The sequence below is a fragment of the Sphingomonas hominis genome (assembly GCF_013328205.1).
In the GTDB taxonomy this organism is placed as follows: Bacteria; Pseudomonadota; Alphaproteobacteria; order Sphingomonadales; family Sphingomonadaceae; genus Sphingomonas; species Sphingomonas hominis.
This window is the reverse complement of record NZ_JABULH010000002.1, coordinates 100,062-126,039: the sequence shown is the minus strand read 5'-3', so window position 1 is coordinate 126,039 and position 25,978 is coordinate 100,062. Positions and strand designations below refer to the sequence as shown.

Sequence of the window (25,978 nt, the reverse complement as noted above, 5' to 3'; positions counted from 1 at the left end):
CGTTGCCGTCACGCGTCGGCCCAGCGACGCAGCAGATTATGGTACACCCCCGTCAAGCGGATCGTCGCCGCATCCGCCTGCCCCAGCCCGCCCTGCTCCGGCGACCGCGCCACCGCCTGTACGCTCCGGTCGAGGTCGAACAGGATGCGCCGCGCGCCGTCGTCGCGCACCATCGACTGTATCCAGAAGAACGACGCGACGCGCACACCTCGCGTCACCGGCTCGACGCGGTGCAGGCTGGAGGCGGGATAGAGCACCATGTGCCCCGCGGGCAGTTTGACGCGCTGCTCGCCGAACTGATCCTCGATCACCAACTCGCCGCCGTCGTAAGCATCGGGATCGGACAAGAACAAGGTCGCCGACAGATCGGAGCGGATGCGGAAATCGCTGCCACGGCGGATGCGCACCGCATTGTCGACATGCATTCCGAACGCCTGCCCACCGGCATAACGGTTGAACAAGGGCGGATAGACCTTGAGCGGCAGCGCGGCGGCGACGAACAGCGCCGATCGCCCAAGCGCGTCGAGCACCAGCCCGCCCGCCTCGCGCGCCGCGGGGCTGTCCTCGGGCAATTGCTCGTTGCGCTTGGCGAGCGCGGACTGCGGTCCCGACGTCGCGTTGCCGTCCTGCCACTCGCCCGCGTCGATGACCGCGCGGACGCGCGCGACTCCCGCTGCGTCGAACACGTCGGGGATCGCGATCAGCATGGCTCAAATCCCTCGTGGCAGAAACTGTTGGCGCGTCAAAAGCTGTAGAACAGGCTCAGCACCGCCTGTCGCCGATCGCCCGGTGCCGCCCATCCGCCGGTCACCACGCCGGTCGTGGCGTTGATGTTGTTGCGCACGCTGGTGAAGTACCGCTCGTCGCTGAAGTTCTGCACGTTCGCCTGCAGCGTCAAGCCTTCGCGGAAGCTATAGGCCATGTAGGCGCGATGGATCAGGTAATCGTCGACGCGGAACTGCGGTGCCACGGCCCCGCCGGTCGCGACCACCGGCGAATTGCCGAAGAACGCGCCCTGATAGGTCAGGCCATAGCCGACCTCTAACCCGAACGGCAGGCGATAGGTGGTGAACAGGCTGCCCGAATGTTTGGGCGTCTGCACCAGCCGGCTGCCAGCTTGCGGGTCGGGGATCGCAACCGAATTGGTGCATCCGTTGCCGGCCGGGTTGCTCGCCGAACCGCGCGGATTGTCGCGACAGAAGTCGGAGACCGATTGCAGCACTTCGCTGTCGAGATAGGTGTAATTGGCGAAGATCGTCCAGTTGCGCGTCACGTTGCCGCTCGCGCCCACCGCGATGCCGTCGACGCGGCTGCGCCCGTCGAGCACCTGGAGCGACGCGGGCAGCGCGGGGTCGTTCGACGGCACGCGGTAATTGGTGCGCTCGTTGCGGAACAGCGCCGCGGTCAGCTCCAGCCGGCGGTTGAACAGTCCAGCCTTAGCACCGAGCTCGTAATTCTTGGCGGTCTCCGGCGCCACCGCGCACGGATCGGCCGCGGTCGCCGTCGCCAGCGTGCCGCACCCGGCACGCACGGTCGCCGACGATGGTGTGCGCGAATTGCCGTAGCCGCCGTACAGGCTGACGTTCTTCGCCGGGTGAAACACTGCTCCGACGCGATAGGAGAACAACCGCTCGCGGCTCACCTGCGGCAATTGCGCCAGCGGCGTCACCTGCGTCGTGCCCGGTGGCACGAACGCCAGCGGGTGCGCGCGGAACGTGTTGCGGTTGGTCTCCCACCGCACGCCGCCGTTCAGCTCGAACAGCGAGCCGAGTTCCAGTGTGTCGAACGCGTAAACCGCGAGATTGTGCGACTCTGCCGAGGAGATCGCCGTCACCGTGCGATTGACCGGCCCAGTGTAGGTCGTGTCAGGCGCGACGATCGGCAGCCCCGGCAGCGGCACCGCCGCGCCTGCCGCGGTGCGCGTCAGCGACCCTTGCACCAGGTCGTAATCCTCGATCGTTCCCGCGACGCCGATGTTAGCGACGTTGCGCACCCCGCCCTTCGCGCCCGTTTCCAGCCGCAGGTCAGTCTGGTTGTACAGCAGTTGGTTCTCCTGCTCGCGCAGCAACCCGCGCGGACCCGACGGCTGCCAGAAACCGGGCGCGAGCCCCGCCGGGCACGGCGCGCCCAGCGCGTCGCCGATCGCCGCCGTCACCGGCTGCCGTCTCGTCTCCGCCAGGCAGAAGGTACCTTGCGGTGCGCTGGTCACGCTGTTCTGCCCCACCCGCTGCCACCGCGTCAGGTTGCGTACCGAGATCTGGTCGTTGACTGCGTGGCGAAAGGTCGCGGTGAGCCGGTCGACCGTGATGTCTTGCCGGTCGAGATTGACGATCCCGTAATAATCGGACCGGCTGGTGCCCGGCAGCGGGCCGTCGTTCACCGGCGTGGCGAAGAACGGCACCCCGAAGATCGGCGTGTTGCGATCCTCTTGGTGAACGTAAGCGAGCGTCAGGCTGGTCGGCCCGCCGACCCCGATCGTCACCGCGGGTGCCACGCCCCAGCGCTTGAACGTCTCGACATCGCGTCCGGGCACGTCGTTGCGGTGAAACATGCCGTTCAGCCGCACCGCGACCATGTCGCTCAGCCGCTGGTTGGCGTCGATCGAGGCGCGATAGTAATCGTCGGTCCCGACCGCACCCTGCGCGATCGTCAGGTCCTCCGCGCGCGGCTCCTTCGTGACGAGGTTGATCGTGCCGCCGACGCTGCCCGCGCCGTTGAACACCGAATTGGCGCCGTTGTAGACTTCGATCTGTTGCAGGTTGAACGGGTCGGTCCGGCTGTACTGCGCGCTGTCGCGCACGCCATCGACGGTGATGTCGTTATTGGCGGAGAACCCGCGCAGGTTGATGCTGTCACCGTAGCCGCCGCCACCCTCGCCCGCGCCAAAGGTGATGCCGGGGATCGTCTGCAACGCATCGCGCAGCGTCAGCAGGTTCTGCTTCCTCAGCGTCTGGTCTGAGATCACCGTGATCGTCTGCGGCGTGTCGATCAGCGCGGACGTCGCCTTGGGGCTCTCGACCGCCGGCGGGCGCACCTCCGACTTGCCGGTGACGACAATGTCGTCGCGCTCGATCCGCGCCCGTCCGTCCTGCAAGGGCGCAGCGGTGCTACCGGCGACCGGTTCCAACACCGGCAACTCGGCGGCGGCAGGTGCGCTGGCGATGAACCCGACGCAGGACAGCGCCAGAAAAGGATAAGACGACATAGCAGAACCCCCTGTACGAGGTTCAGCTATTGAGAGTCGTTCGCACTGTCAATGCTAATGCGATCCACTCGCATCCTTGTCGCACCATTGTACCAGCAACCATGTCCTGAGCGCGCTGGCGAGGTTGGGCGGATCACGCTCGACGATCCGCAGCGCGTCGATCTGCGCGACCAGCGCCGACAGCGGCAGCGCACGCCGCACCGCCTCCTGCTCCAGCGCCTGCCAGAATAGCGGCTCCAGGCTGATCGACGTCTGATGTCCCGCAATCGTGATCGACCGCTTGACCGGGCCGACGAACCCACCGTCGGGTGCGACGATCGTCCGGTCCGCCCGCGTCACGCCGCGTCGAACAAGGCCGCGAGCTGTTCGATGATCGTGCCGCCCAGTTGCTCGGCATCCATGATCGTCACCGCACGACTGTAATAACGCGTCACGTCGTGGCCGATGCCGATCGCGACCAGCTCGACCGGTGAACGCTTCTCGATCCAGTCGATCACCTGGCGCAGATGGCGTTCGAGGTAACTGCCACTGTTCACGCTGAGCGTCGAATCGTCGACCGGCGCCCCGTCGGAGATGACCATCAGGATGCGCCGCTCCTCGGGCCGCGCCATCATGCGCGCATGCGCCCACAACAGCGCCTCGCCGTCGATGTTCTCCTTCAGCAACCCTTCGCGCATCATCAGCCCGAGCGAGGTGCGCGCGCGCCGCCACGGCTCGTCCGCCTTCTTGTAGACAATGTGGCGCACGTCGTTGAGCCGGCCGGGCTGCGGCGGGCGACCCGCCGACAGCCACGTCTCTCTGGACTGCCCGCCCTTCCACGCGCGCGTGGTGAAGCCCAGGATTTCGGTCTTGACCCCGCACCGCTCGAGCGTGCGCGCGAGGATGTCGGCGGAAATCGCCGCGATCGAGATCGGCCGCCCGCGCATCGAGCCCGAATTGTCGATCAGCAGCGTGACCACCGTGTCGCGAAAATCGGTCTCGCGCTCGATCTTGTAGCTGAGCGACTGGCCCGGTGCGGTGACCACGCGCGCCAGCCGCGCGGCGTCGAGCAGCCCTTCCTCCTGGTCGAAATCCCACGACCGCGACTGCTGCGCCATCAATCGCCGCTGCAACCGGTTGGCGAGTTTCGACACGGTCGATTGCAGATGAACGAGCTGCTGGTCGAGGTAACCGCGCAGCCGCACCAGCTCGTCGGCGTCGCACAGGTCGGTCGCCGCGACGACCTCGTCGAACTGGGTCGACCAGACCTTGTAGTCGAATTGCGGCATGTGGTCGGCGGGCGGACGGTTGGGGCGAACGGGCTGCATCCCCTCCTCGCCCTCGTCGCCGGGCTCGCCGTCGACGTCGTCCATGTCGTCGCCGTCGGTCTCCTGCCCCTCGCCCTCCTGCTCGTCCGACTGGCGCTCCTCACCGCGCGCCTCGGTCTGCGCCTCGCCTTCGCTGCCCTCGGCCTCGCCCTCATCGGCCTCGTCGCTATCCTCGCCCTCGCCGCCGGCCTCGTCCTCGCCGCCTTCCTCGTCGCTCTCTTCGGGTACCTGCTCGCCCTCGACCAGTTCGAGGTCCTCGAGCAGCTTGCGCGTCAACCCCTGGAACGCGCGCTGGTCGTCGAGCACGAGCGACAATGCCTCCAGATCGACGCGCTCGCCGACCCACTCGCGCACCAGCGCGAGACCGGGCTCGCTCGCGACCGGCGACGGCAGTCCGGTCAGTGCCTCGCGCACCATGAGGCCTAGCGCGGTCGACAGCGGCACCTCGTCCTTCGACCGCGCGCGCGTGATCGGGTCGGCGCGCAACCGCACGTCGAGCGCGGTAGCGAGATTGTCCGAAATCCCCGCATAGCCGCGGCTGCCCAGCGCCTCGACCCGCGCGGTCTCCGCCGCGTCGTATACCGCTCGCGCCACTGCCTCGACCGGCGCACCGCGCGCATGGAGCGCGGTGTCGTGGTGCTTCAACCGCAGCGCGAACGCGTCGGCGAACCCGCGCGCCTCCGCGACCTGATCGGCGGGCAGAGACCGCGCCGGCATCGGCACGCGAATGTGCTTGCCCGACGCAGACGGCGCGTCGGCGGTGAAGGCGAGCTCCACCTCCGCCTCGTCCGACAACGCACGCGCTGTGCCGCCGAGCACCGCCTTGAACCGATCGAGGGGGGTGTCAGTTGCCATCGGTCATTCCACTCTCAATCGCCGTTTCCGCCGCCACGGCCAGCGCAGGCACGTCGAGGCGCGCAATCTCGAACACGACGGCGCGATTCAGATCGCGATATTCGTGGCGGAGCCGATTACCCAGCCCGCGCATCTTGTCGATCGGCAGGTCGCGGCCCAGCAACGCCGCATCTGATGGATCGATCTGGATCGCCGCCTCAGTGATCCGCTGCAGCAATCGCTCAACCGCGAACAACGTCTTCTCGCTCGCCAGAAAGTCATCGAGCGTCATGCCATCAATGAACGCCTTGATACGCCGTGCGTCCTCGATGATGTCACGCAGCCGATCTGTGGTGCGCTCAGAAAGCATCAACGCGGTCACGCTCGATAGCGGCCTTCAGCCGAGGTCGGCGATCGGGATCGGAGATCACGTCCACCGGCACGCCCAACAATTGCCCGATCCGCTCGTCCAGATCGACATAGTCCCAACCTAGTCGAACATCGTGCCGAAAGGTCACGAACAGATCCAGGTCGGAGGTTGCAGTCGCCTCGTCCCGCGCGGTCGAGCCGAAGATCGCGACATGCTCGATCCCCATCGCGTGCAACGATGCACGATGGGATCGCAACCTGTCCAATGCCTCGGCCCGAGTCACGCGACTAGGCCTTCGCCGCCACGCTCTCGGGCAGGTCGCGCCCGAACACGCGCTGGTAATATTCCGCCACCAGCGGCCGCTCAGCGTCGTCGCACTTGTTGAGAAACGACAGGCGGAAGGCGAAGCCCACGTCCTTGAAAATCAGCGTGTTCTGCGCCCAGGTGATGACGGTACGCGGGCTCATCACGGTAGAAATATCGCCGTTGATGAAGCCTTTGCGCGTCAGGTCGGCGACGCGGACCATGTTCTCGACCGTCTTCTTGCCCTCGGGCTTGTCATATTCGCCCGACTTCGCGAGCACGATGTTCGCCTCGGTCGCGGCCGGCAGGTAGTTGAGCGTGACCACGATGTTCCAGCGGTCCATCTGACCCTGGTTGATCTGCTGCGTACCGTGATAGAGGCCGCTGGTGTCACCCAGGCCGACCGTGTTGGCGGTCGCGAACAGGCGGAAATACGGGTTGGGTCGCAGCACGCGGTTCTGGTCGAGCAGCGTCAGCTTGCCCTCAGTCTCCAGCACGCGTTGGATCACGAACATCACGTCGGGACGCCCCGCGTCATATTCGTCGAACACGAGTGCGGTCGGCGTCTGCAGCGCCCAGGGCAGCAGTCCTTCGCGGAACTCGGTCACCTGCTGGCCTTCGCGCAGCACGATCGCGTCGCGCCCGATCAGGTCGATGCGGCTGATGTGCGCGTCCAGGTTGATGCGGATGCACGGCCACTTCAGCCGTGCCGCCACCTGCTCGATGTGGCTCGACTTGCCGGTGCCGTGATAGCCCTGCACCATCACGCGACGGTTGTGCGCGAAGCCCGCCAGGATCGCCAGCGTCGTGTCGGGATCGAACACGTAGGCGGGATCGAGATCGGGCACGCGCTCGTCCGCGTCGGAGAAGGCGGGCACCTCCATGTCGCTGTCGATCCCGAACAGCTCGCGCACGCCGACCATCTTGTCGGGCGCGTCCATGATCGTGCTGTCCCGGCTGTCGGGCTGGGTGTTGGAAAGATCGTTCATCGAGCTTGAGCCGCTTGTTTCGAGTTGCCGCAATCAGTGCGAAGGGATCGCGTTCGCGTCAACCCGTGGGCATCGGCCCGGCTCAACGCCGGCAGAAGGAACGGGTCGGTAAACGCCCCGGCCGCCGCTCGGTTGCCGCCGATCTGCGACGATGCCGTATTGCATTCGCGTGCCACGCGCGCATCCTGCGCCCGACCCGACTCGCGTGACGGACGCCTGCCGTGACGCGAACGACTGTCGTGAACCTACCGGTCGCCGACACGTTGCGCGCAACCGCCCAGCGAGGAGCAGCCGCATGAGCTACGTCAACGATTCCGTCACTCCGGTGCCCAGCGACGCACGCGACGCTTATGTCGCGTCGGCCAAGCAGGCATGGGCGCTGCTCGCCGAATATGGCGCGCTGGAGATCAGCGAGAATTGGGGCGACAAGGTGCCGAGCGGGCAACACACCGACTTCCTTCGCGCGGTCGACCTGCGCGACGACGAGACAATTGTGTTCAGCTGGGTGCGTTGGCCCGACCGCGACACCGCCGAGCGGTGCGAGGCGGCGATGCAGAACGATCATCGTTTCGGCGCCCTGCCGATGCCGTTCGACGGCACGCGGATGATCTACGGCGGGTTCACCAACCTCTTCACCGCGCGCGCTGACGACACGCCGCCGCGCTGACGCGGGTCAGGCGAAAGCGGGTGCCTGTCGCAACTGCTGATAGGCCGCGATCACTTTGGTCAACCGATCCTCGTGGCTGCGGTCGCCGCCGTTGCGATCGGGGTGGTATTTGCGCACTAGCTCGGAATAGCGTTTGCGCAAGGCGGGGCGATCGGCGTCCGCCGCCAGCCCCAGCACGTCGAGGCTACGACGATCCTCGCCCGACAGCGGCTTGCCGTCCGACCGCTCGGGCGCGACCGTGCGCCGGAAACGCGCGCCGATTGCGTCCAGCGGATCGCTGAAATCGGCCCAGCGCGGCGGTTGATCGCCGTTGCCGCCGCGCGCAAAGGCGCGCGTCTCGCGCTCCCACCCCGCGGTCGGGCTCTGCGCACGGTGGATCTCGTCGGCGCTCATGCCTTCGAAGAAATTGTAGCCAGCGTTGAACGCGCGCACGTGGTCGAGGCAGAACCAGCGGAAACGCGGCGGCCCGTCATGGCTGCCGGCCCCCTCCGGCGGCGGCGCGCGGAACTCGCCGGGCTCGCCGCAGTCGGGATGGTCGCATACGCGACCGCTGCCTTCGATGCGGCCGTGAAACCGCGCATTGGGTCGTTCCTTCTTGACGGTCACGATGTTCGAACCTGACGCCTTTTCCGCGAAAACATTCTATATGGGACGAATGACCGATCCTGCCACCACCGCTGCCACCACAGCCCGCACCATCGGCCCCGTCGAACGCGCCATCGCCGAGCGCCTCCGCATTGCGCTCGCCCCGACGCTCCTCCAGGTGATCAATGAGAGCGCGCAGCACCGCGGCCACATGGGCGACGACGGCTCGGGCGAGAGCCATTTTCGCGTCGTGGTGGAAAGCCCCGCCTTTGTGGGCCAGTCGCGCGTCGGGCGGCAGCGGCTGGTCAACCACGCGCTCGCCGACCTGTTGCGCGATCACGTCCACGCGCTCGCGATCGAAGCGCGCGAACCGGCGCGGTCGTGACCAAGCCGCAACTCTGGTACTGGCCCGATATCCAGGGGCGCGGCGAGTTCGTCCGCCTGGCACTCGAAGCCGCGGGGATCGATTACGAGGACAGCGCGCGCACGCGCGGCACCGACGCGCTGATCGCCGACCTCGACCGCCGCAGCGGACGCGCGCCGTTCGCGCCGCCGTATCTGGAGATCGACGGGCTGGTCATCGCGCAGGTCGCCAACATCTTGCTCTACCTCGGTGATCGCCGCGATCTGGCGCCGTCCGCGATTCTTGACCGTTACTGGGTTCATCAGGTGCAATTGACGATCGCCGACGCGGTGGCAGAGGCGCACAACGTCCACCACCCGATCGCGGTGATGGACTATTACGACGACCAGAAAGCCGAAGCGCTGCGCGCCGCCGAACAGTTCCGCGCCGAACGCTTGCCCAAGTTCCTCGACTATCTCGAACAGGCGGCAGCGTGCAACGACGGCCCCTGGATGATCGACCATCGCTGGACCTACGCCGACACCTCGATCTTTCAACTGATCGAGGGCTTGCGCTACATGTTCCCGCAGCGGATGGCGACGCTGGAGCCCCGCTACCCGGCGCTGGTGCGGATCCACGACATGGTCGCGAGACTGCCCGGCGTGCGCGCCTATCTTGCCAGCGATCGCCGGGTCGCGTTCAACGAACAAGGCATCTTTCGCCACTATTCCGAGCTGGACGGCGCGTGACCGCCGATACCGCGCTGCGCACCCCGCGCCCCGCCGCGCGCATCCTGCTGGTCGATGCCGAGCGGCGCGTGCTGTTGTTCCGCTTCACGCCCGCGGACCGCGCGCCCTTGTGGTGCACGCCGGGCGGCGCGGTTGATCCGGGCGAGAGCTATGAAGCGGCGGCCAGGCGCGAATTGTGGGAGGAAACCGGGTTGGACCGCGATTGCGGCCCTCAGGTCGCGCGCCGCGTGGTCGACTTCCTCACCTTCGACCGCGTCGAGGTTACCGCCGACGAGCGCTGGTTCCGCGTCGAGGTCGACCGTCACGACGTCGCGGGCGCCGCGCTGACCGATCAGGAGCGCGAGTTGATGGCGGAAGCACGTTGGTTCGCGCGCGACGAACTCGCCGACTGGCCCGAAGTGATTTATCCCGCCGACCTGCTCGCCATGCTGGAGGAAACCGATGTCCACGCCCCCGATCTCTGACAGCCGAACGCATGACGGCGACGCGCTGATCCTGCAGACGCTCGCGCCCGCGACGCACGATCTGGGCGGGTTCAAGGTTTATCGCACGCTGCCGCACAAGGACCGGACAATGGTCGGCCCGTTCCTGTTCTTCGACCAGATGGGCCCCGCGCATCTGCCGCCTGGCGACGGCGTCGACGTGCGTCCGCACCCGCATATTGGCTTGTCGACGGTCACCTATCTGTTCGACGGCGCGTTCCAGCACCGCGACTCGCTCGGCAGCGACGTTCGCATCACGCCGGGCGCGGTCAATCTGATGACCGCCGGCTCGGGCATCGTCCATTCAGAGCGTTCGCCCCACGACGTGCGCGCCGGCGGGCCCGCGCTCGCCGGCATCCAGACCTGGCTGGCGCTTCCCGACCATCTGGAGGAGCACGACCCCGCGTTCGAGCATGTGTCGGCCGATGCGCTACCCGAGATTGCCTACGCGGGTGCCCGCGCGCGCGTCATCATGGGGTCGCTATGGGGCGAGCGCGCGCCGACCACGACCTGGGCCGACACGATCTACGCCGACATCACGCTGGACGCGGGCGGCAGCGTGCCGATCGACCATTCGACCGACGAGCGCGCGGTGTATCTGGCGCACGGGCAGGCGACGCTCGACGGCATGACGCTCGAGCCGCAGCGGCTCTACGTGCTGCGCCCCGGCACCGCGGCGACGCTCAGGTCGGACACCGGCGGGCGCGTGATGCTGGCTGGAGGTGCGGCCTTCTCGACCCCGCGTCACGTGTGGTGGAATTTCGTTTCCTCGTCGCGCGACCGCATCCGCGAGGCCCGCCGCGCGTGGAAGGCGGGCGAATTCGCCGCGGTACCCGGCGACGACAAGGAATGGATCCCGATCCCCGAGGTCCCGAAAACGGTCAGCTATCCCTGACGGTGAACGGTGACTGGCTTGATCCAGGTTGCCATCGTCGCCAGAGCGGATGGAAGGGGCTGATTTAACGTACGCGCACGCGGTAGGGGTTAGATGAGAGCGGAAGACATGCGCGGCGGCAGCAACCGTCCGGGCGTCGCGGCGACGGCGTTCGCGATGCCGCCCGGCTGCGCGATCCGCTACGACCTGCCCGCGGCCGACCTGCGCGAACTCGTCAGCGGCTATGCCACCTATGCGGCGAGCGAGCGGGCCGAGATGATCAACTGGTTCCTGCCCGCGCCGCCGATGATCTGCGTGCTGCTGGATGCCGGGCCGGTCGAGATCCAGATCCGCAATCACCGCTTCGCGCCCGCGCCCGTCAGCCTGTACGGCGCAACCAGCAATGCACTTCGCGCCTCCACCACGGGCGGTATCCAGGCCGGCATCGGACTGACCGCGCTCGGCTGGGCTCGGATGTTCGCGCGGCCCGCGGGCACGTTCCACAATCGCGTCGTGCCGCTCGATCAATTGCTCAACCCCGGCATCGCGCAGCAGATGGTGGAGGAATTGAGCGCGCTTGAGGACGAAACGCTGATCGCGCCAACGCTCGACGCGATCCTCGCGCCCTTGTTCACGCAGCGCCACCCGCACGAGGACGCGATCCGCGGCTTCACCGAATTGATGCTGGTGGACGGTGTGATCGAGATCGCGGATGCGGCCGAGCGACTGTCGCTGCCCGCGACGACGCTGCGCCGTATCGCCATTCACGCCTTCGGCATGCCGCCCAAATTGCTGCTCCGGCGCGCGCGCTTCCTGCGCTCGTTCGTCACGCTGCTGCGCTCGGGTGAGCCGATGGCCTATCACCTGATCGACAGCAGTTACTATGACGCGTCGCATTTCCTGCGCGATGCCAACACGTTCCTGGGCACCACGCCGCGCCGCTTCATGGCGCTGGGCACGACCTTTATGGCCGCGAGCATCGTCGCGCGCGGCGCCGCGATCGGCCCCGCGACGCAGGCGCTCCACGCCCAGCCGCGCTAGCGCGCCTCGCTCGTCTCACGCCGCATGACGTAATCGCGCGTTTCGTACGGCGGCGCGAGCCCCTCGACCCAGGCACCGTGCGCGTGGGTGAGCGCGACCAGCTCCATCGGCGTCTCGCCCGGCCAGCACCGCACGCGCACCTCGTGGCGGTGCAGATCGCGGTTGGGCTCCATCATCACCCAGGCGAGCGGCCGCTCCACGCTCGTCCGTGCGCCCGCCGCCGTCATCGCCTCGCGGATGCGCGCCTGTCCCTCCGCCGATAGGTATTGCCACACCACCGAATGCATCAGCACCCGCGTGACCCCCGCCGCCTGCGGCTCGGCGAGCCGCGCCTCGACCCAGTCGGCGGCGTCGCCTTTTACCAGATCGACGCCGTGCGCGCGAACCATCGCGATCGCCGCGTCGAGCCGCGCCAGCCGCTCGCCGGCGTCGACCCAGACATAGCCCTGCAAGCGCTCCGCCGCGCGCGGGTCGGAAACGTCGACGGGCGCGATGTCGACGCCGCGCGCGTGCGTAACGTCGACGGTCGTCGCGGGCGGCGGTGGTCCGCGCCACTCGGGCTTGATCGAGACCGGTGAGCCGGGAGGTCCGACCTGCACGCCGCCGAGATCGAAGCGCATCCGTCCGATCAGCAGGTTCAGCCCGGCACTCGACCCGATCTCCAGCACCTCGACCTGCGGATCAAAGCGCTCCGCAACGTGCAGCAGCCCCGTCATCAACCCTGCCGAGCGCGCTGCCTCGTTGGTCTGCGGCGGCCCGTCGAGCCACGGCAGCAATGCCGCATCGTGGCGCGCAACGCCGCCCGCCAACGCCGCGTCGACCGCCTGTTCGTCCGTGATCGTGCCGGTAAACACCTGGGTCAACGCCGCGTCCGCGCTGCGTCGATGAAGTGCGTGAAACCCGCCGATCAGCCGTAGCACCAGCGCGTCCGCCACCGGCTCGCCCGGCCAGTCGAGCACGCGTCGCCCGACCTGCGTCGCCCGCGTCAGCGCGCGGCCGAGCGCACGTGATACCCGCGCGGTGATCGGTGCCGCCATCGCGTCGCAGTAACCCGCCTGCACCTCGAACGCCGCCCGGTTCTCTGCCTCGCTCGCCATCGCGCCTCTCCTGTCCCGTTGCGCGACATTGCGCCCCCTCCCCGGCGCTCGTAAAGCCCGCGCATCATGCCAGCCGACCAGCAAGACGTGACCGTCATCGCGGTGCCCAAGGGCCGCATCCTCGCCGAGGCGCTGCCGCTGCTCGCGCGCGCGGGCGTCGTGCCCGAGGCGGCCTTCTCCGACGAGAACAGCCGTGCGCTCCGCTTCGCGACGCAGGACCCGCGCATCGCCTTGATCCGGGTGCGCGCTTTCGACGTCGCGACCTTCGTCGCGCACGGCGCGGCACAGCTCGGCATCGTCGGGTCGGACGTGCTCGCCGAATTCGACTATCCCGAACTCTACGCTCCCGTCGACTTGCGGATCGGCCATTGCCGCCTGTCGGTCGCGGAACCCGCCGCGCTCGCCGAGCACGACGACCCGCGCGGATGGAGCCACGTTCGCGTCGCAACCAAATACCCGCATTTGACCGCGCAGCATTTCGCGCGCCGCGGCGTCCAGGCCGAGTGCATCAAGCTGAACGGCGCGATGGAGCTCGCCCCGCTGCTCGGGCTCGCGCCGCGTATCGTCGACCTCGTGTCGTCGGGCCGCACGCTCAAGGAGAACGGCTTGATCGAGGTCGAACCGATCCTCGATGTCTCCGCGCGGCTCGTCGTCAACCGCGCCGCGATGAAGACGCGCGCGCACGTATTCCCGCTGGTGGAGGCGTTCCGCCGCGCCGCTGCGGCACAGGGGTTGGCGGCATGATCCGTCTCGACGCCAGCGACGCCGGGTTCGAGGCCGCCTTCGCCGCGCTGGTCGACGATCGCCGCGAAACCTCGACCGATGTCGCGCGCGACGTGTCGACGATCATTCGCGCGGTACGCGACGACGGCGACGCCGCGCTGCACGCCTTCACGCAGAAGCTCGACCGCCACGACCTGAACGACACCGGTTGGCGCGTCGATGCGGCGACCTGCGCCGCGGCGTTCGAGGGGCTGGAGCCCGAGCTGCGCATCGCGCTCGAGCTCGCCGCCACCCGCATCCGCGCCTACCATGAGAAGCAACGCCCAACCGACACCGACTTCACCGATGCCGCCGGCGTGCGGCTCGGCGCGCGGTGGCGCGCAGTCGACGCGGCCGGCATCTACGTGCCGGGCGGACGCGCGGCTTACCCGTCGACGCTGCTGATGAACGCGATCCCCGCGCGCGTCGCTGGGGTGGAGCGGCTGGTGGTCGTCACCCCGACGCCCGACGGCGAGGTCAACCCGCTCGTCCTCGCCGCCGCGCATCTGGTCGGCGCCGACGAAGTATGGCGCGTCGGCGGCGCGCAGGCGGTGGCAGCACTCGCCTACGGCACGCAGCGGATCGCGCGCGTCGACGTCGTCACCGGCCCCGGCAACGCCTGGGTCGCGGAGGCGAAGCGCCAGGTCTACGGCGTCGTCGGCATCGACATGGTCGCGGGGCCGAGCGAGATCGTCGTCGTCGCCGACGCGCAGAACGACCCCGAGTGGATCGCCGCCGACCTGCTCAGCCAGGCCGAGCACGACGTGACGACGCAATCGATCCTATTCACCGACAATGCCGGCTTCGCTGCCGCCGTCGAGGCAGCGGTCGAGCGCCAGCTCGCCGACCTGCCCACTGCCGCCACTGCGCGCGTCGCCTGGGACGACAATGGCGCAGTGATCGTCACGCGCACGCTGGACGAGGCAATCCCGCTGGTTGACCGGCTCGCACCCGAACACGTCGAGTTCGCCTGCGACGATCCGCGCGCGCTGTTCGATCGATTGCGCCATGCCGGCAGCGCCTTCCTGGGCCGCCACACGCCGGAGGCGATCGGCGATTATGTCGCCGGGCCGAACCACGTCCTGCCGACAGGCCGCCGTGCGCGTTTCGCCAGCGGGCTCGGCGTCACCGACTTCATGAAGCGCACCAGTTTTCTGCAACTCGACGAGAGCGCGCTGAACGAACTCGGCCCCGCGACGGTCGCGCTGGCGAATGCGGAAGGCCTGCCCGCGCACGCCAGGTCGGTCGCGCTCAGGATCAGGACCAACCGCTAGCAGTGAGGAAACGAACCTCGTCACCCCGGACTTGATCCGGGGTCCCGCTTCTTCTTCGGCCGCAGAGAGGAAGCGGGATCCCGGCTCAAGGCCGGGATGACGGGCATATACTCCGGCTCACCCCGCCGACGCCATCTCCGCCTTCCGGTTCGCGCTACCGGTCGCCATCGCGGTCAGCTTGTCGTCGGTGGCATATTCCTCCGCCAGCGTTTCCTTCAGGATCGACGCGATCTCGGTGCGGCCCATCTGCTCGGCCCAGGCGATCAGCGTGCCGTAGCGCGCGATCTCGTAATGCTCGACCGCCTGCGCCGCCGCGATCAGCGCGGCGTCGAGCACCGCCTTGTCGGCGACCTCGCCCGCAACTTCGTTCGCTTCCTTGATGATGCCGTCGATCGCCGGGCAGGTGACGCCCGTCGCCTTCTCGCCCATCAGCCCGAAAATGCGGTCGAGCCGCGCGATCTGCCCGTTGGTCTCGCTCAGATGCTGCTCGAAGCCCGCCTTCAGCCCCGCGTCTGTCGCCTTGCCGATCATCTTGGGCAGCGCCTTGGTGATCTGGTTCTCGGCATAATAAACGTCCTGCAACTGGTGCAGGAACAGGTCGTCGAACGTGTTGATGTCCTTGCTGAACAGGCCCATGGTCGTCGCTCCTCGTGATCGATGGGTCATCAACGACCCGGGCGCACGCACGTTGCGTTGCGACGAAGGGGTGACGAAACGCGCCCGCGCGGCTACACGCCGCCGCTTATGTCCCGCACCGCTGCCCGCTCGCGCGCCCGCGCCGCCGCTCGCCTCGCCGCCGTTCAGGCGCTGTACCAGCACGAGATGGAGGGAACGAAGATCCCCCAATTGCTGACTGAATTCCACCACCACCGGCTGGGTGCCACGATCGAGGACGTCGAATATGCCGACGCCGACATCGCCTTCTTCGACGATCTGGTGTCGGGCACGCACGCGCGGCTGGAGGAGATCGACCGGCTGATCGCCGCGCGACTGTCGAAGGGGTGGAGCTTCGACCGGCTCGACAAGCCGATGAAGGCGATCCTGCGCGTCGGCACCTACGAACTGCTGGCGCGCAGCGACGTGCCGATGGGTGCGGCGATCAGCGAATATGTCGACGTCGCTGACGCCTTCTACGAACGCCGCGAGAAAGGCTTCGTCAACGGCATCCTCGACGCCGTCGCGAAAGACGTGCGCGGCTCCGCCGCCGGGGACGTGCGCGGCACCACCGCGCCCAGCGCGAGCGAGGCGAAAGCCGACTGATCGATGGGCGAGGTCGTCAACCTCAACCGCGCACGCAAGGCAAAGGCTCGCGCGGCGGACAAGGCGCAGGCCGCCACCAACCGCGCCACCTTCGGCCGAACCAAGGCGCAGAAGCAGGCCGATGCCGCCGCGCAGGACCGGCTGACCCGCACCTTGGACGGCGCCCGCCGCGAGGATTGAGCCGGCCCGCCTAGCACTACCCGTCTAGGCGCCCGCTGCTCACCCCCATCCATCATGCCCGAGTTGATCCGAAATCCCGCTTCTTCGCGACCGGTGAGCCGAAGCGGACATCCGGTTCGCGTCCGGAGCCACGCAAACACGACTTAGTCCGCCGAGCACCGCCCTCGGCCCGCCTCACTTGATCCAGGCCAGTGACAACGCGCCCCCATCCGCTACCCTAGCCGCCAGTGACCTATTTCGAGAGCCTTCTGGCGCTGATGCTCACCGCGGTGGTGATGCTGCAGGTCGCGCGTCGCTTCTCGCTGCCCTACCCGACCGTGATGGCGGCGGTGGGCGTGGCGGTGGCGTCGATCCCCGGCGCGCCGGTGCTGTCGATCGACCCCGGGACCGCGCTCGCGCTGTTCATCGCCCCCGTGCTGGTCGACGCGGCATTCGATTTCCCGATCGGCGCGGCCAAGCGGCTGATGCTGCCGTTGATCGTCTACGCGGTGGTGGCGGTGCTCGCGACCGCGGCGCTGGTCGCGTGGCTCGGCTGGTACGCGATCGGGCTGCCGATCGCCGCCGCGGTGACGCTGGGTGCGATCGTCGCGCCGCCCGATGCCGCCGCCGCCACCGCGGTACTCGCCAACCTGCCGGTCGCGCGCCGCATCGACGCGGTGCTGAAGGGCGAGAGCCTGTTCAACGACGCCACCGCGCTGCTGCTGTTCAACGCCGCGCTCACCATCCAGATGCGCGGCACGTTTGACCTCGCCACCGGCATCCAGTTCGGGCTGGCGGCACCCGGCGGCATTCTGTTCGGCATCGCCTACGGCCTCCTCGCCCGACGGTTTCAGCCAGCGGTAGAGAACACGGTTGGGGGCACGCTGCTGCAATTCCTCCACGCCTTCATCACCTGGGTCATCGCCGAGCATCTGCACCTGTCGGCGGTGCTGGCGGTGGTCGCCAGCGCGATGACGATCGCGGCGAAGGTCGACCTGCACGCCTCGCCACGGATGCGCGTCCATTCCTACGCGGTGTGGACCACCGTAGTGTTCCTGTTGAACGTCTTTGCGTTCCTGCTGATGGGCGAGCAGGCGCGCCACATCCTGTCGGCGATGACCGGGCCGGAACTGGTCAATGCCGGCTGGTTCGCGCTCTGGGTGGTGCTGGCGGTGATCGGAATGCGGCTGGTGATCGCCTTCGTGTACCGCGGCATCGCGATCGCGCGCGCCAGCACCGGGCGGCACAGCGCGCCGGTCAGCGTGGCGGAAACGTTCCTGGTGGGCTGGGCCGGGATGCGCGGGCTGGTGACGCTCGCCACCGCCTTCGCGCTGCCCGCCGGCTTTCCGCAGCGCGACACGGTGGTGCTCGCCGCCTTCGCAGTGGTGCTGGCGACGCTGGTGATCCAGGGCGCGACGCTGACCCCGCTGATCCGTGCCTTGCGCATCGGTCGCGAGCAGGAGGCACAGGACGAGATCGGCCACGCGCGGGTCCAGCTCGCCGACGCCGCGCTCACCCGGCTGGAGCGCGAGACCGGCGACGCCGCCGACGCGCTGCGCCGCGAGTATCAGGACATTTGCGCCGGCGTATCGGGCAAGGACCGCCAGACGCTCGACCGCCGCCACGCACTCGCGCTCGCCGTTGTCGTCGCGCAGCGCGAGCGACTGGAGCAACTGCACGGCGAACAGGCGATCGGCAGCGACAGCTACCTGCTGCTCCAGGAAGCGCTCGACTGGCGCGAATTGAGCGTGTGGAGCGACGAGGATCGCCAGATCGAGGAGAATTGAGGACGTGGACGAAGCCGCCTTCCTCACCCGCCTGCGCGCACTTCCGCTCCATCCTGGCGCATACGGCTTGCGCGACGACACCGGAACGCTTGCCGGGCTGGTGGTCACCAGCGACACGATGGTCCAGGGCGTGCACTTCCTGCCCGACGATCCTCCCGCTGATGTCGCGTGGAAGCTCGTCGCCACCAACCTGTCCGACCTCGCCGCCAAGGGTGCGCTGGTCGAGGCGATCACGCTCAACTATCCCTTGTCGAACGCCGCCTGGGACGACGCCTTTCTGCGCGGACTGGCGGCGGTGACGCACGCCTACGATGCGCCGCTGCTCGGCGGCGACACCGTGACACTGCCGCTTGGCGCACCACGAATCCTCACCGTCACCGCATTCGGCCGCGATGCCGCCGCGCCGCCGCGCTCGGGCGCGCAGGCCGGCGACGCATTGTGGGTCACCGGCACGATCGGCGACGGCGGCGCGGGTCTCGCGGTCGCGCGGGCGGGTCACGGCGACGCCTATCTGCTCGGGCGCTATCGCCGCCCCACCCCCCGTCTCGCCGAGGGGCGCGCGCTCGCCTCCCACGTCCACGCGATGATGGACGTGTCCGACGGCTTGCTGATCGATGCTGCGCGGATGGCGGCGGCGAGCGGCCTGTCGCTCACGCTCGCGCTCGACGCGGTGCCGCTCTCCACGCCCGCCCGCGCGACCGGGCTGACCGCGCTCGCCGCCGCGACCGCGGGCGACGATTACGAATTGCTGTTCGCGGCTCCCGCTGGCTGGACGCCGCCGGTCGCCGCCACCCGCGTCGGCCGCTTCGCGCCCGGCAGCGGCCTGTCGCTTACGCAGGGCGGCGCGTCCGTCCCGCTACCCACTAGTCTGGGTTACCAGCACGGCGCTTGACTTCCCCCGCCGATGCGCGCCCATTTCGCGTCGGGCGAGCGCGAGCGAACAAACGCGCCGCTCACGAAAATAGGAGGGAAGAACGGGCATGACGAGCGTCTATGTCGCCATCCTCTGCGGCCTCGCGGCCGTGGCCTATGGCATCCTCACCAGCGGCCGGGTGCTGCGACAACCCGCCGGCAACGCGCGCATGCAGGACATCGCCGCCGCGATCCAGGAAGGCGCCAAGGCGTATCTCGGCCGGCAATATACCACCATCGCGATCGTCGGCGTGATCGTCGCGGTCATCCTGTTCGCGACGCTCGGCACATTGTCGACGGTCGGCTTCCTGATCGGCGCGATCCTGTCGGGGGTCGCGGGTTATGTCGGCATGAACATCTCGGTCCGCGCCAACGTCCGCACCGCGGAGGCCGCACGCGGCAGCTTGCAGGGCGGGCTGACCACGGCGTTCCGCTCGGGCGCCGTCACGGGGATGCTCGTCGCGGGGCTCGGCCTGCTCGCGATCGCGGGCTTCTTCTGGTACCTCGTCGGCCCCGGTGGACGCGCGCCCAACGACCGCGCGATCGTCGAAGCCTTGACCGCGCTCGCGTTCGGCGCGTCGCTGATCTCGATCTTCGCGCGGCTGGGCGGTGGCATCTTCACCAAGGCGGCCGACGTCGGCGCGGACCTCGTCGGCAAGGTGGAGGCCGGCATCCCGGAGGACGATCCGCGCAACCCCGCAGTGATCGCCGATAACGTCGGCGACAATGTCGGCGATTGCGCGGGCATGGCCGCCGACCTGTTCGAGACCTACGTGGTGACGCTCGGCGTCACGATGATCTCGATCGCGCTGCTGATCCGCGCCGACGCGGCCGAGCTGCTGCGGCTGATGAGCCTGCCGCTGATCGTCGGCGGCGTCTGCATCGTGACCAGCATCATCGGCACCTACATGGTGCGGCTGGGGCGGAACGGCTCGATCATGGGCGCGCTCTACAAGGGCTTCTGGACTTCCGCGCTGCTGTCGATCCCCGCGATCTACGCGGTGACGCGCTGGACGCTCGGCGACATGAACGCGGTGATCGGCGGCGCGGGCTTTCTCGATCCCGCGGGCGACGATTTGACCACCGGCGCGGAGGGCGCGGTACAGGCGGGCGGTGCGCTCGCCTCGTTCACCGGCATCGATTTGTTCTGGTGCATGCTGATCGGCCTCGCGGTCACTGGGCTGATCGTCTGGATCACCGAATATTACACCGGCACCAACTACCGTCCGGTCAAGTCGATCGCCAAGGCCAGCGAGACCGGCCACGGCACCAACGTGATCCAGGGCCTCGCGATCAGCCTGGAGGCGACCGCGCTGCCGACGATCGTCATCGTCGTCGCCGTCATCGCCGCCTACAAGCTCGCCGGCATCATCGGCATCGCCTTCGGTGCGACCGCGATGCTCGCGCTCGCCGGCATGGTCGTGGCGCTCGATGCCTATGGTCCTGTCACCGACAATGCCGGCGGCATCGCCGAGATGGCGGGGCTCGACGACGAGGTACGCGCGCGCACCGACGCGCTCGACGCGGTCGGCAACACGACCAAGGCGGTCACGAAAGGTTATGCGATCGGTTCCGCGGGCCTCGCCGCGCTCGTGCTGTTCGGCGCCTACACGACCGATCTTTCGACCTATTTTCCCGACCTGACCGTCGATTTCAGCCTGTCCAACCCGTACGTCATCGTCGGCCTGCTGCTCGGCGCGCTCCTGCCATACCTGTTCGGCGCGTTCGGCATGACCGCGGTCGGCCGCGCGGCGGGTGCGGTGGTCGAGGAGGTGCGCGAACAGTTCCGGGACAATCCGGGCATCATGCAGGGCACCAGCCGCCCGAACTACGGCCGCACCGTCGACCTCGTCACCCGCGCCGCGATCCGCGAGATGATCGTTCCCTCGCTGCTCCCCGTCCTGTCGCCGATCGCGCTCTACTTCATCATCCGCAGCGTCGACGGACAGGCGAGCGCCTTCGCCGCGGTCGGCGCGATGCTCTTGGGCGTCATCGTCTCCGGCCTGTTCGTCGCATTGTCGATGACCTCGGGCGGCGGCGCGTGGGACAATGCCAAGAAATACATCGAGGACGGCAACCACGGCGGCAAGGGATCGGAGGCGCACAAGGCCGCGGTCACCGGCGATACCGTCGGCGATCCCTACAAGGACACTGCCGGCCCCGCGGTCAATCCGATGATTAAGATCACCAACATCGTCGCGCTACTGCTACTCGCCGCGCTGGCTGGCGGCGGCTGACTATCGCGCTGCGGGGGCAACCGCCTGCCCCCCGCACCGCATCCGCGGCGCGGACTTCGTGCTTGCTTCCTCGGTTGCCAGATCGGCCAACGACAAGAGACGACAGCACCCTCCGCATCGCTGTCCTACAACTCGCTCAGGCGCTACCGTCACGCCACGACCGACCCGCCCGCTCTTTCTCAACCCCGCGCACCACCCGCTCGCCGCCGCGCGACCGTGCCACGCCCCGCATACGATCACCCGGTTCCGCGGTCCTGCCGCGCCACGCCTTGGTGCGACCTTAGTGTGACCTTCCGCGCTCGCGCGCCCGATCTGCTTGATTCCTTCGTCACCCCGAACTTGATCCGGAATCCCGCTTCTTAGATTCGACGGGAGAAGGCAGCGTGATCCCGGATCAAGTCCGGGACCACAGTGAGTAAAACCGACCGAAAGTCGCTCCAGCGTGACCTTCCGCCACCGCCTGCCCCATCAGGTCCTGCGGGCGTGCCGCATCACGTCTTGGCGTGACCTTCGCGTGACCTTTCGCCACCTTGCCGGCCGGGACGCTCCATCCCATCTCTCGAGATAGGCACAACGCCACCATCGCGTTGGCCTCTCCTTTGACTGACCTTCCGCGCGCAGCTTTCCTTTTTGCCGCACCTCGGCTAAGGGCGCGCACGTCCAATCCCGAAAGAGACACCGTTTGGCGAAAGAAGAACTCCTCGAAATGCGCGGCCAAGTGGTCGAGCTGCTGCCCAACGCGATGTTCCGCGTCCGGCTCGAGAACGATCACGAGATCCTCGGCCACACCGCGGGCAAGATGCGCAAGAACCGCATCCGCGTGCTGGTCGGCGACGAGGTGCTGGTCGAATTGACCCCCTACGACCTCACCAAGGGGCGGATCACCTACCGCTTCATGCCCGGCCGCGGCGGCCCCGGCCCGCAATAAGCGCTCGGGCGGCCCGCCCGCCCGCCTGATCCATGCCGCTCGTCCTCGCCTCATCCTCGCCGCGCCGGCGTGACCTGCTCGCGCGTCTCGGCGCCGCACCCGATCGCGTCGCCGCGCCCGACATCGACGAGACGCCGACGAAGGGCGAGCTGCCACGTGACTACGCGCTGCGCCTCGCGATGGAAAAGGCACGCGCCGTCACCCGCGCCGAGGATGAGGTCGTGCTCGCCGGCGACACCACGATCGCGCTCGGCCGCCGCATCCTGCCGCCCGCTACCACCGAGCAGGTCCAGCGCGAGCTGCTCTCCGCACTCTCCGGCCGCCGCCATCACGCGCTCTCCGCCATCTGCGTGATCGACGCCCAAGGGGTCGAGCGTACCCGCATCGCCGACACGATCGTCGCGTTCAAGCCGCTCACCGCCCGCGAGATTGACGCCTACGTCGCCTGCGGCGAGGGCCTCGGCAAGGCCGGCGGCTACGCGATCCAGGGCCGTGCCGAGGGCTGGGTCCGCTTTCTCTCGGGCAGCCATTCGGGCGTGATCGGCCTGCCCTTGTTCGAGACGCGCGCATTGCTCGTCACCGCCGGCATCCTTGCCTGAAGCCTACTGGCTCTACGAGGACGGCATCGGCGAGGCCCGCGCCGCGCTGGTCCACGACGACGGCATCCTCGCCGCGCGCATCGAACTGCCCGGCCGCCTGCGCGTCGGCACGATCGCCCGCGCCCGCCTGACCGAGTTCCAGCTCGCCACGCTAGACAGCGGCGAACAGGTGATGCTCGACCGCCGTCCCCCCGGCCTGACGCTTGGCGCTGCCTTGACGGTAGAGGTGGTGCGCGAAGCAATTCCCGAACCCGGCCGCGCCAAACGCGCCCGTGCCCGCCCGACCGACGCCGCGCCCGCCGCCGGCCCCGACCTGCTCGCCCGCATCACCGCGGCCGGCCACCCCGTTCGCCACCTACGCGCACACGAAGCCGACGCGCTTGAACAAGCCGGCTGGTCGGAAACGCTCGACGAAGCGCTCACCGGAGATATCGCCTTCCCCGGCGGTGCGCTGCGCATGTCGCCGACACCCGCCATGACGCTGTTCGACGTTGACGGCGACGGCGCGCTCGACCAGCTCGCCGAGCGTGCCGCGGTGGCCGTCGCGCAGGCGATCCGCCGCCACGACATCGGCGGCTCGATCGGCATCGACTTCCCGACGATCACCGGCAAAGCGCCGCGGCAGGCCGTCGCCGCCGCGATCGACGCGCATCTGGCGCTCCCGTTCGAGCGTACCGCGGTGAACGGCTTCGGCTTTCTCCAGATCGTCCGCCCACGCCCCCGGGCCTCGCTGCCCGAGTTGCTGCGCGACGACCCGGCCGCGACCGCCACGCGCGCTGCGCTGCGCCTGCTCGAGCGCGCGCCGCCAACCGCGCCCAACCGCCACCGCCTATCCCCAGCCGTCGACGCCTGCCTCGCCGCGCAGCCTGATTGGCTGGCCGAACTCGTGCGCCGCACCGGCCGCACACCTATATTGAACGCATGACTATCGCCCGCTGCCCGATCTGCACCGCTCCCGCGATCCCCGAACATGCCCCTTTCTGCAGTCGCGGATGCAAGGACCGCGACCTGCTGCAATGGCTCGGCGAAGGATATCGCATCCCCGGCCCCTCGGTTGACGAAGAAGCGCTGGACAGCTCCCCCAACCGCGACTAAGGACGCCGCTCACCGCCGCTCGGCGGATGTGCCCAGGTAGCTCAGTTGGTAGAGCATGCGACTGAAAATCGCAGTGTCGGCGGTTCGATCCCGTCCCTGGGCACCACACGCTGCCTAAGCGGCTGCGATGTCCGAGAGGCCGCAAGTTCTCGCGTCAGGCTGATAACGAGTTTCATAAGAACGTCGCGCCATTAGGTACGCGAAGAGCCGAGAACTGGTCGCCTCCGATACCGCTGTAGCTGCCCAGAGCTGCTGCGGTCGCACCTCTCCGAGCGACGCCGAGGCAATCCGGAGTTGGGACATTCTGTTGGCGCCTGCACGGCGATGACCGGAGAGGCGTGCTGTCTGAAGGAGCGCGCAAAACGCCCGTTTGCGGATGACGTGAAATAAGCCACGACAAAACATGGCGGGAAGGCGGATGTCCTTTTCCGCCGGCTGGTGACCGGGCTGGTGGTGATGGTCGAAGCACGCGCACGCGCCAAGGTGCGTTGCGCGCGACGCTGGAGCGCTTCTCGCCGAGCGCGATCCGCGCGCGTGCCGATGCGGGCGGCCTGCTGGAACGCATCGTGCCGGGCGCGCGCGACGCGGCGCTGTGGCAAGCGTACGAGCGCGAGTTCGGCGGCGTGGCGCTCGGTTCGGACGAGGCGTTCCTCGACATGTTCGCCAAGGAGTTTCGCCGCGCCTACGACGAACAGGCGACGTCGCGCTGAACGGCGGCGCCTGAGCCGAGCGGCGAAACCTTATCGGGGCTGGTGCGGCAAGAAGCGGGATCCCGGATCAAGTCCGGGATGACGGCGTGAGATGGAAACCGTTCGCGCCGACGCAGTGTTCAGCATGCTCAACACCTTGCGCGACCAATGACTGATCACGCCCGATCTGGTCAAAAAAGCGCTCTCCGTTCCGGTGCACATTCAAACCGGTAACGCTTCGGCGCGAAGCCGAGAACGCTCCCCTTACCCGATGACGTGCGGCACGAAGCGCGCGAGATCGCGGGTGATCGCCGCGTCGTCCTCGCGGATCGACATCGCCACCGGCTCGTCGCCGACGATCCACGATCCCACTACGGGCCGCGCCCCGTCAAAATCTGGCAATGGCGCCAGCGCCTGGACGATCGCGCCCTCTGCACCGTATCCGCCCTCCGGCCCGCGCTCCACCGCGTTGCCGTCGACCAGCTCGATGTCCCATCCCTCGCGCGAGAAGAACGGCTTGCGCGCGAACCGTGGCCCGATCTCGGCCACCCCCGTAGCGTCGTCGGCGAACGCGGCGGGCAGCAGATTGGGGTGTCCCCGGTGCCGCTCCCACAACAGCGGCAGCATCGCCTTGTTCGACAGCACCGCTTTCCACGCCGGCTCCAGGAATAACGCGCGCGCACCCGACAGGTTGGCGGCGTAAGGCTCGCGCAGCATGTCCTCCCACGGGTACAGCTTGAAGATCGCACCGATAATCGTGCCGTCCGCGTCGACGAAACGTCCGTCCCCGTCGAGCCCGATCGCGTCGATCGCGACGAACTGCGGATCGAGCCCGGCCTGCCGCGCGACATCCTCCAGGTAGCGGACGGTCTGGCGGTCCTCCTGATGCTCGGCGTCGCTGGCGAAATGCAGCAGGCTGCCCGGCGTCAGGATCGCACGCATCCGCTCGACCAACGCATCGTGGAGCCGATTATACTGATCGCTGTCCGCAGGGAGCGCACCACTCGCGATCATGTCCTCCAGCCATTGCCACTGAAACAGTGCGGTCTCGAAGATGCTGGTCGGCGTGTCGGCGTTATATTCAAGCAGCTTGGCCGGACCGTGCCCATCATAGCTGAAATCGAACCGGCCGTAGAGCGAGGGCGCGCGCGCCGCCCAACTGTTGGCGATCGTGTCGCGCCGTTCCTCCGGGATCGCGAGCCGCGTCATCAGCGCGTCGCTCGCCACCGCCTCGCCGACCAGATCGAGGCACATCGCGTGCAGCTCGCCGCTCGGCCCCTCGATCCGCTCCTCTACCTCGTCGAGCGAGAAACGGTAAAAAGCGCGCTCGTCCCAGTAGCGATCGCCGCCGAGGTGATGGAAGGTGAAGCCCATCCGATTGGCCGTCTGCAGCCAGTCGGCCCGCTCGGTGGCGGCAACGCGTTCCACGT

29 protein-coding genes and 1 tRNA gene are annotated in these 25,978 nt (G+C 68.4%); 19 read left to right on the top strand and 11 right to left on the bottom strand.

What is annotated here, in order from left to right; genetic code table 11:
• Positions 1–8: 8 nt before the first annotated feature.
• From HRV97_RS05650 to cobS, 7 genes are all read right to left on the bottom strand, one after another.
• Positions 9–707 (bottom strand): Fe2+-dependent dioxygenase, encoded by a 699-nt coding sequence (locus HRV97_RS05650; protein ID WP_174192910.1) that lies wholly within the window; start codon positions 705–707, stop codon positions 9–11.
• Between the two features lie 35 nt (positions 708–742).
• Complete coding sequence (locus HRV97_RS05645; RefSeq protein WP_174192908.1) at positions 743–3,205, bottom strand: TonB-dependent receptor; 2,463 nt, start codon at positions 3,203–3,205, stop codon at positions 743–745.
• Positions 3,206–3,259: 54 nt separating this feature from the next.
• Positions 3,260–3,544, bottom strand: coding sequence for a ribbon-helix-helix domain-containing protein (locus tag HRV97_RS05640; protein ID WP_343044449.1), 285 nt, complete (start codon positions 3,542–3,544; stop codon positions 3,260–3,262).
• On the bottom strand, positions 3,541–5,367 hold the full coding sequence (gene cobT, locus HRV97_RS05635; RefSeq protein ID WP_174192906.1) for a cobaltochelatase subunit CobT: 1,827 nt from the start codon (positions 5,365–5,367) through the stop codon (positions 3,541–3,543). Before cobT ends, HRV97_RS05640 begins: the two co-directional genes overlap by 4 nt.
• Positions 5,357–5,716, bottom strand: a complete 360-nt coding sequence (locus HRV97_RS05630; RefSeq protein WP_246248602.1) for a HepT-like ribonuclease domain-containing protein — start codon at positions 5,714–5,716, stop codon at positions 5,357–5,359. The genes cobT and HRV97_RS05630 overlap by 11 nt, the downstream gene beginning before the upstream one ends.
• Complete coding sequence (locus HRV97_RS05625; RefSeq protein ID WP_174192902.1) at positions 5,706–5,942, bottom strand: nucleotidyltransferase family protein; 237 nt, start codon at positions 5,940–5,942, stop codon at positions 5,706–5,708. The genes HRV97_RS05630 and HRV97_RS05625 overlap by 11 nt, the downstream gene beginning before the upstream one ends.
• 61 nt (positions 5,943–6,003) lie before the next feature.
• Positions 6,004–7,008, bottom strand: coding sequence for a cobaltochelatase subunit CobS (gene cobS, locus HRV97_RS05620; RefSeq protein WP_174192900.1), 1,005 nt, complete (start codon positions 7,006–7,008; stop codon positions 6,004–6,006).
• A gap of 295 nt (positions 7,009–7,303) precedes the next feature.
• On the opposite strand from cobS, the gene HRV97_RS05615 reads away from it, so the two are divergent.
• Entirely contained in the window at positions 7,304–7,675 is a 372-nt protein-coding gene (locus tag HRV97_RS05615; RefSeq protein ID WP_174192898.1) for a DUF1428 domain-containing protein, read from the top strand.
• Positions 7,676–7,681: 6 nt separating this feature from the next.
• On the opposite strand, the gene HRV97_RS05610 is transcribed toward HRV97_RS05615, so the two are convergent.
• Positions 7,682–8,236, bottom strand: coding sequence for a J domain-containing protein (locus tag HRV97_RS05610; RefSeq protein ID WP_174193763.1), 555 nt, complete (start codon positions 8,234–8,236; stop codon positions 7,682–7,684).
• Between the two features lie 94 nt (positions 8,237–8,330).
• Here HRV97_RS05610 and HRV97_RS05605 point away from each other — a divergent pair, with 94 nt between their 5' ends.
• The 5 genes from HRV97_RS05605 to HRV97_RS05585 all read left to right on the top strand — a co-directional run bounded on the left by HRV97_RS05605 (position 8,331) and on the right by HRV97_RS05585 (position 11,749).
• Positions 8,331–8,645 (top strand): BolA family protein, encoded by a 315-nt coding sequence (locus HRV97_RS05605; protein ID WP_174192896.1) that lies wholly within the window; start codon positions 8,331–8,333, stop codon positions 8,643–8,645.
• Positions 8,642–9,352 (top strand): glutathione S-transferase family protein, encoded by a 711-nt coding sequence (locus HRV97_RS05600; protein ID WP_174192894.1) that lies wholly within the window; start codon positions 8,642–8,644, stop codon positions 9,350–9,352. The genes HRV97_RS05605 and HRV97_RS05600 overlap by 4 nt, the downstream gene beginning before the upstream one ends.
• Complete coding sequence (locus HRV97_RS05595) at positions 9,349–9,816, top strand: NUDIX hydrolase (protein WP_343044447.1); 468 nt, start codon at positions 9,349–9,351, stop codon at positions 9,814–9,816. Before HRV97_RS05600 ends, HRV97_RS05595 begins: the two co-directional genes overlap by 4 nt.
• Positions 9,794–10,729: a pirin family protein gene (locus HRV97_RS05590; protein WP_174192892.1), complete on the top strand. Its 936-nt coding sequence runs from the start codon at positions 9,794–9,796 to the stop codon at positions 10,727–10,729. The genes HRV97_RS05595 and HRV97_RS05590 overlap by 23 nt, the downstream gene beginning before the upstream one ends.
• Positions 10,730–10,822: 93 nt before the next feature.
• Entirely contained in the window at positions 10,823–11,749 is a 927-nt protein-coding gene (locus HRV97_RS05585) for a helix-turn-helix domain-containing protein (protein WP_174192890.1), read from the top strand.
• Here the strand turns inward: HRV97_RS05585 and HRV97_RS05580 are convergent.
• Positions 11,746–12,846: a DUF2332 domain-containing protein gene (locus HRV97_RS05580; RefSeq protein WP_174192888.1), complete on the bottom strand. Its 1,101-nt coding sequence runs from the start codon at positions 12,844–12,846 to the stop codon at positions 11,746–11,748. The genes HRV97_RS05585 and HRV97_RS05580 overlap by 4 nt on opposite strands.
• Positions 12,847–12,912: 66 nt before the next feature.
• Here HRV97_RS05580 and hisG point away from each other — a divergent pair, with 66 nt between their 5' ends.
• Positions 12,913–13,590 carry an ATP phosphoribosyltransferase gene (hisG, locus tag HRV97_RS05575; RefSeq protein ID WP_174192886.1) on the top strand — a complete coding sequence of 226 codons (678 nt, stop codon included), beginning with the start codon at positions 12,913–12,915 and terminating at the stop codon, positions 13,588–13,590.
• Positions 13,587–14,882: a histidinol dehydrogenase gene (hisD, locus tag HRV97_RS05570; RefSeq protein ID WP_174192884.1), complete on the top strand. Its 1,296-nt coding sequence runs from the start codon at positions 13,587–13,589 to the stop codon at positions 14,880–14,882. Before hisG ends, hisD begins: the two co-directional genes overlap by 4 nt.
• A gap of 117 nt (positions 14,883–14,999) precedes the next feature.
• On the opposite strand, the gene HRV97_RS05565 is transcribed toward hisD, so the two are convergent.
• Complete coding sequence (locus tag HRV97_RS05565; RefSeq protein WP_174192882.1) at positions 15,000–15,518, bottom strand: YciE/YciF ferroxidase family protein; 519 nt, start codon at positions 15,516–15,518, stop codon at positions 15,000–15,002.
• A gap of 108 nt (positions 15,519–15,626) precedes the next feature.
• Between HRV97_RS05565 and nusB the strand changes: the two genes are divergently transcribed.
• The 11 genes from nusB (at position 15,627) to HRV97_RS05510 (ending at position 24,569) form a co-directional block, all read left to right on the top strand.
• Positions 15,627–16,142 carry a transcription antitermination factor NusB gene (gene nusB / locus HRV97_RS05560; protein ID WP_246248574.1) on the top strand — a complete coding sequence of 172 codons (516 nt, stop codon included), beginning with the start codon at positions 15,627–15,629 and terminating at the stop codon, positions 16,140–16,142.
• A 3-nt stretch (positions 16,143–16,145) separates the two neighbouring features.
• The gene (locus HRV97_RS05555; RefSeq protein ID WP_174192879.1) at positions 16,146–16,322 is read left to right on the top strand and encodes a DUF4169 family protein; all 177 of its coding nucleotides are present in this window, start codon (positions 16,146–16,148) and stop codon (positions 16,320–16,322) included.
• Between the two features lie 227 nt (positions 16,323–16,549).
• Positions 16,550–18,088, top strand: a complete 1,539-nt coding sequence (locus HRV97_RS05550; protein WP_174192877.1) for a cation:proton antiporter domain-containing protein — start codon at positions 16,550–16,552, stop codon at positions 18,086–18,088.
• A gap of 4 nt (positions 18,089–18,092) precedes the next feature.
• Positions 18,093–18,980: a thiamine-phosphate kinase gene (gene thiL, locus HRV97_RS05545; RefSeq protein ID WP_174192875.1), complete on the top strand. Its 888-nt coding sequence runs from the start codon at positions 18,093–18,095 to the stop codon at positions 18,978–18,980.
• Between the two features lie 88 nt (positions 18,981–19,068).
• Positions 19,069–21,237, top strand: a complete 2,169-nt coding sequence (locus HRV97_RS05540) for a sodium-translocating pyrophosphatase (RefSeq protein WP_174192873.1) — start codon at positions 19,069–19,071, stop codon at positions 21,235–21,237.
• Between the two features lie 682 nt (positions 21,238–21,919).
• A complete protein-coding gene (gene infA, locus HRV97_RS05535; protein WP_026325702.1) occupies positions 21,920–22,165 on the top strand; it encodes a translation initiation factor IF-1 in 246 nt (81 codons plus the stop codon).
• A 32-nt stretch (positions 22,166–22,197) separates the two neighbouring features.
• Positions 22,198–22,764 (top strand): Maf family protein, encoded by a 567-nt coding sequence (locus HRV97_RS05530; RefSeq protein ID WP_174192871.1) that lies wholly within the window; start codon positions 22,198–22,200, stop codon positions 22,762–22,764.
• Positions 22,757–23,689, top strand: coding sequence for a ribonuclease E/G (locus tag HRV97_RS05525; RefSeq protein ID WP_174192869.1), 933 nt, complete (start codon positions 22,757–22,759; stop codon positions 23,687–23,689). Before HRV97_RS05530 ends, HRV97_RS05525 begins: the two co-directional genes overlap by 8 nt.
• Complete coding sequence (locus HRV97_RS05520) at positions 23,686–23,859, top strand: DNA gyrase inhibitor YacG (protein WP_174192867.1); 174 nt, start codon at positions 23,686–23,688, stop codon at positions 23,857–23,859. Before HRV97_RS05525 ends, HRV97_RS05520 begins: the two co-directional genes overlap by 4 nt.
• Before the next feature lie 30 nt (positions 23,860–23,889).
• Positions 23,890–23,965, top strand: a tRNA-Phe gene (locus tag HRV97_RS05515).
• A 382-nt stretch (positions 23,966–24,347) separates the two neighbouring features.
• Positions 24,348–24,569, top strand: coding sequence for a type VI secretion system-associated FHA domain protein (locus HRV97_RS05510; protein ID WP_174192865.1), 222 nt, complete (start codon positions 24,348–24,350; stop codon positions 24,567–24,569).
• 243 nt (positions 24,570–24,812) lie between these two features.
• Here HRV97_RS05510 and HRV97_RS05505 read toward each other — a convergent pair whose 3' ends face one another.
• The gene (locus HRV97_RS05505) at positions 24,813–25,976 is read right to left on the bottom strand and encodes a glutathionylspermidine synthase family protein (protein WP_174192863.1); all 1,164 of its coding nucleotides are present in this window, start codon (positions 25,974–25,976) and stop codon (positions 24,813–24,815) included.
• Positions 25,977–25,978: the final 2 nt, after the last annotated feature.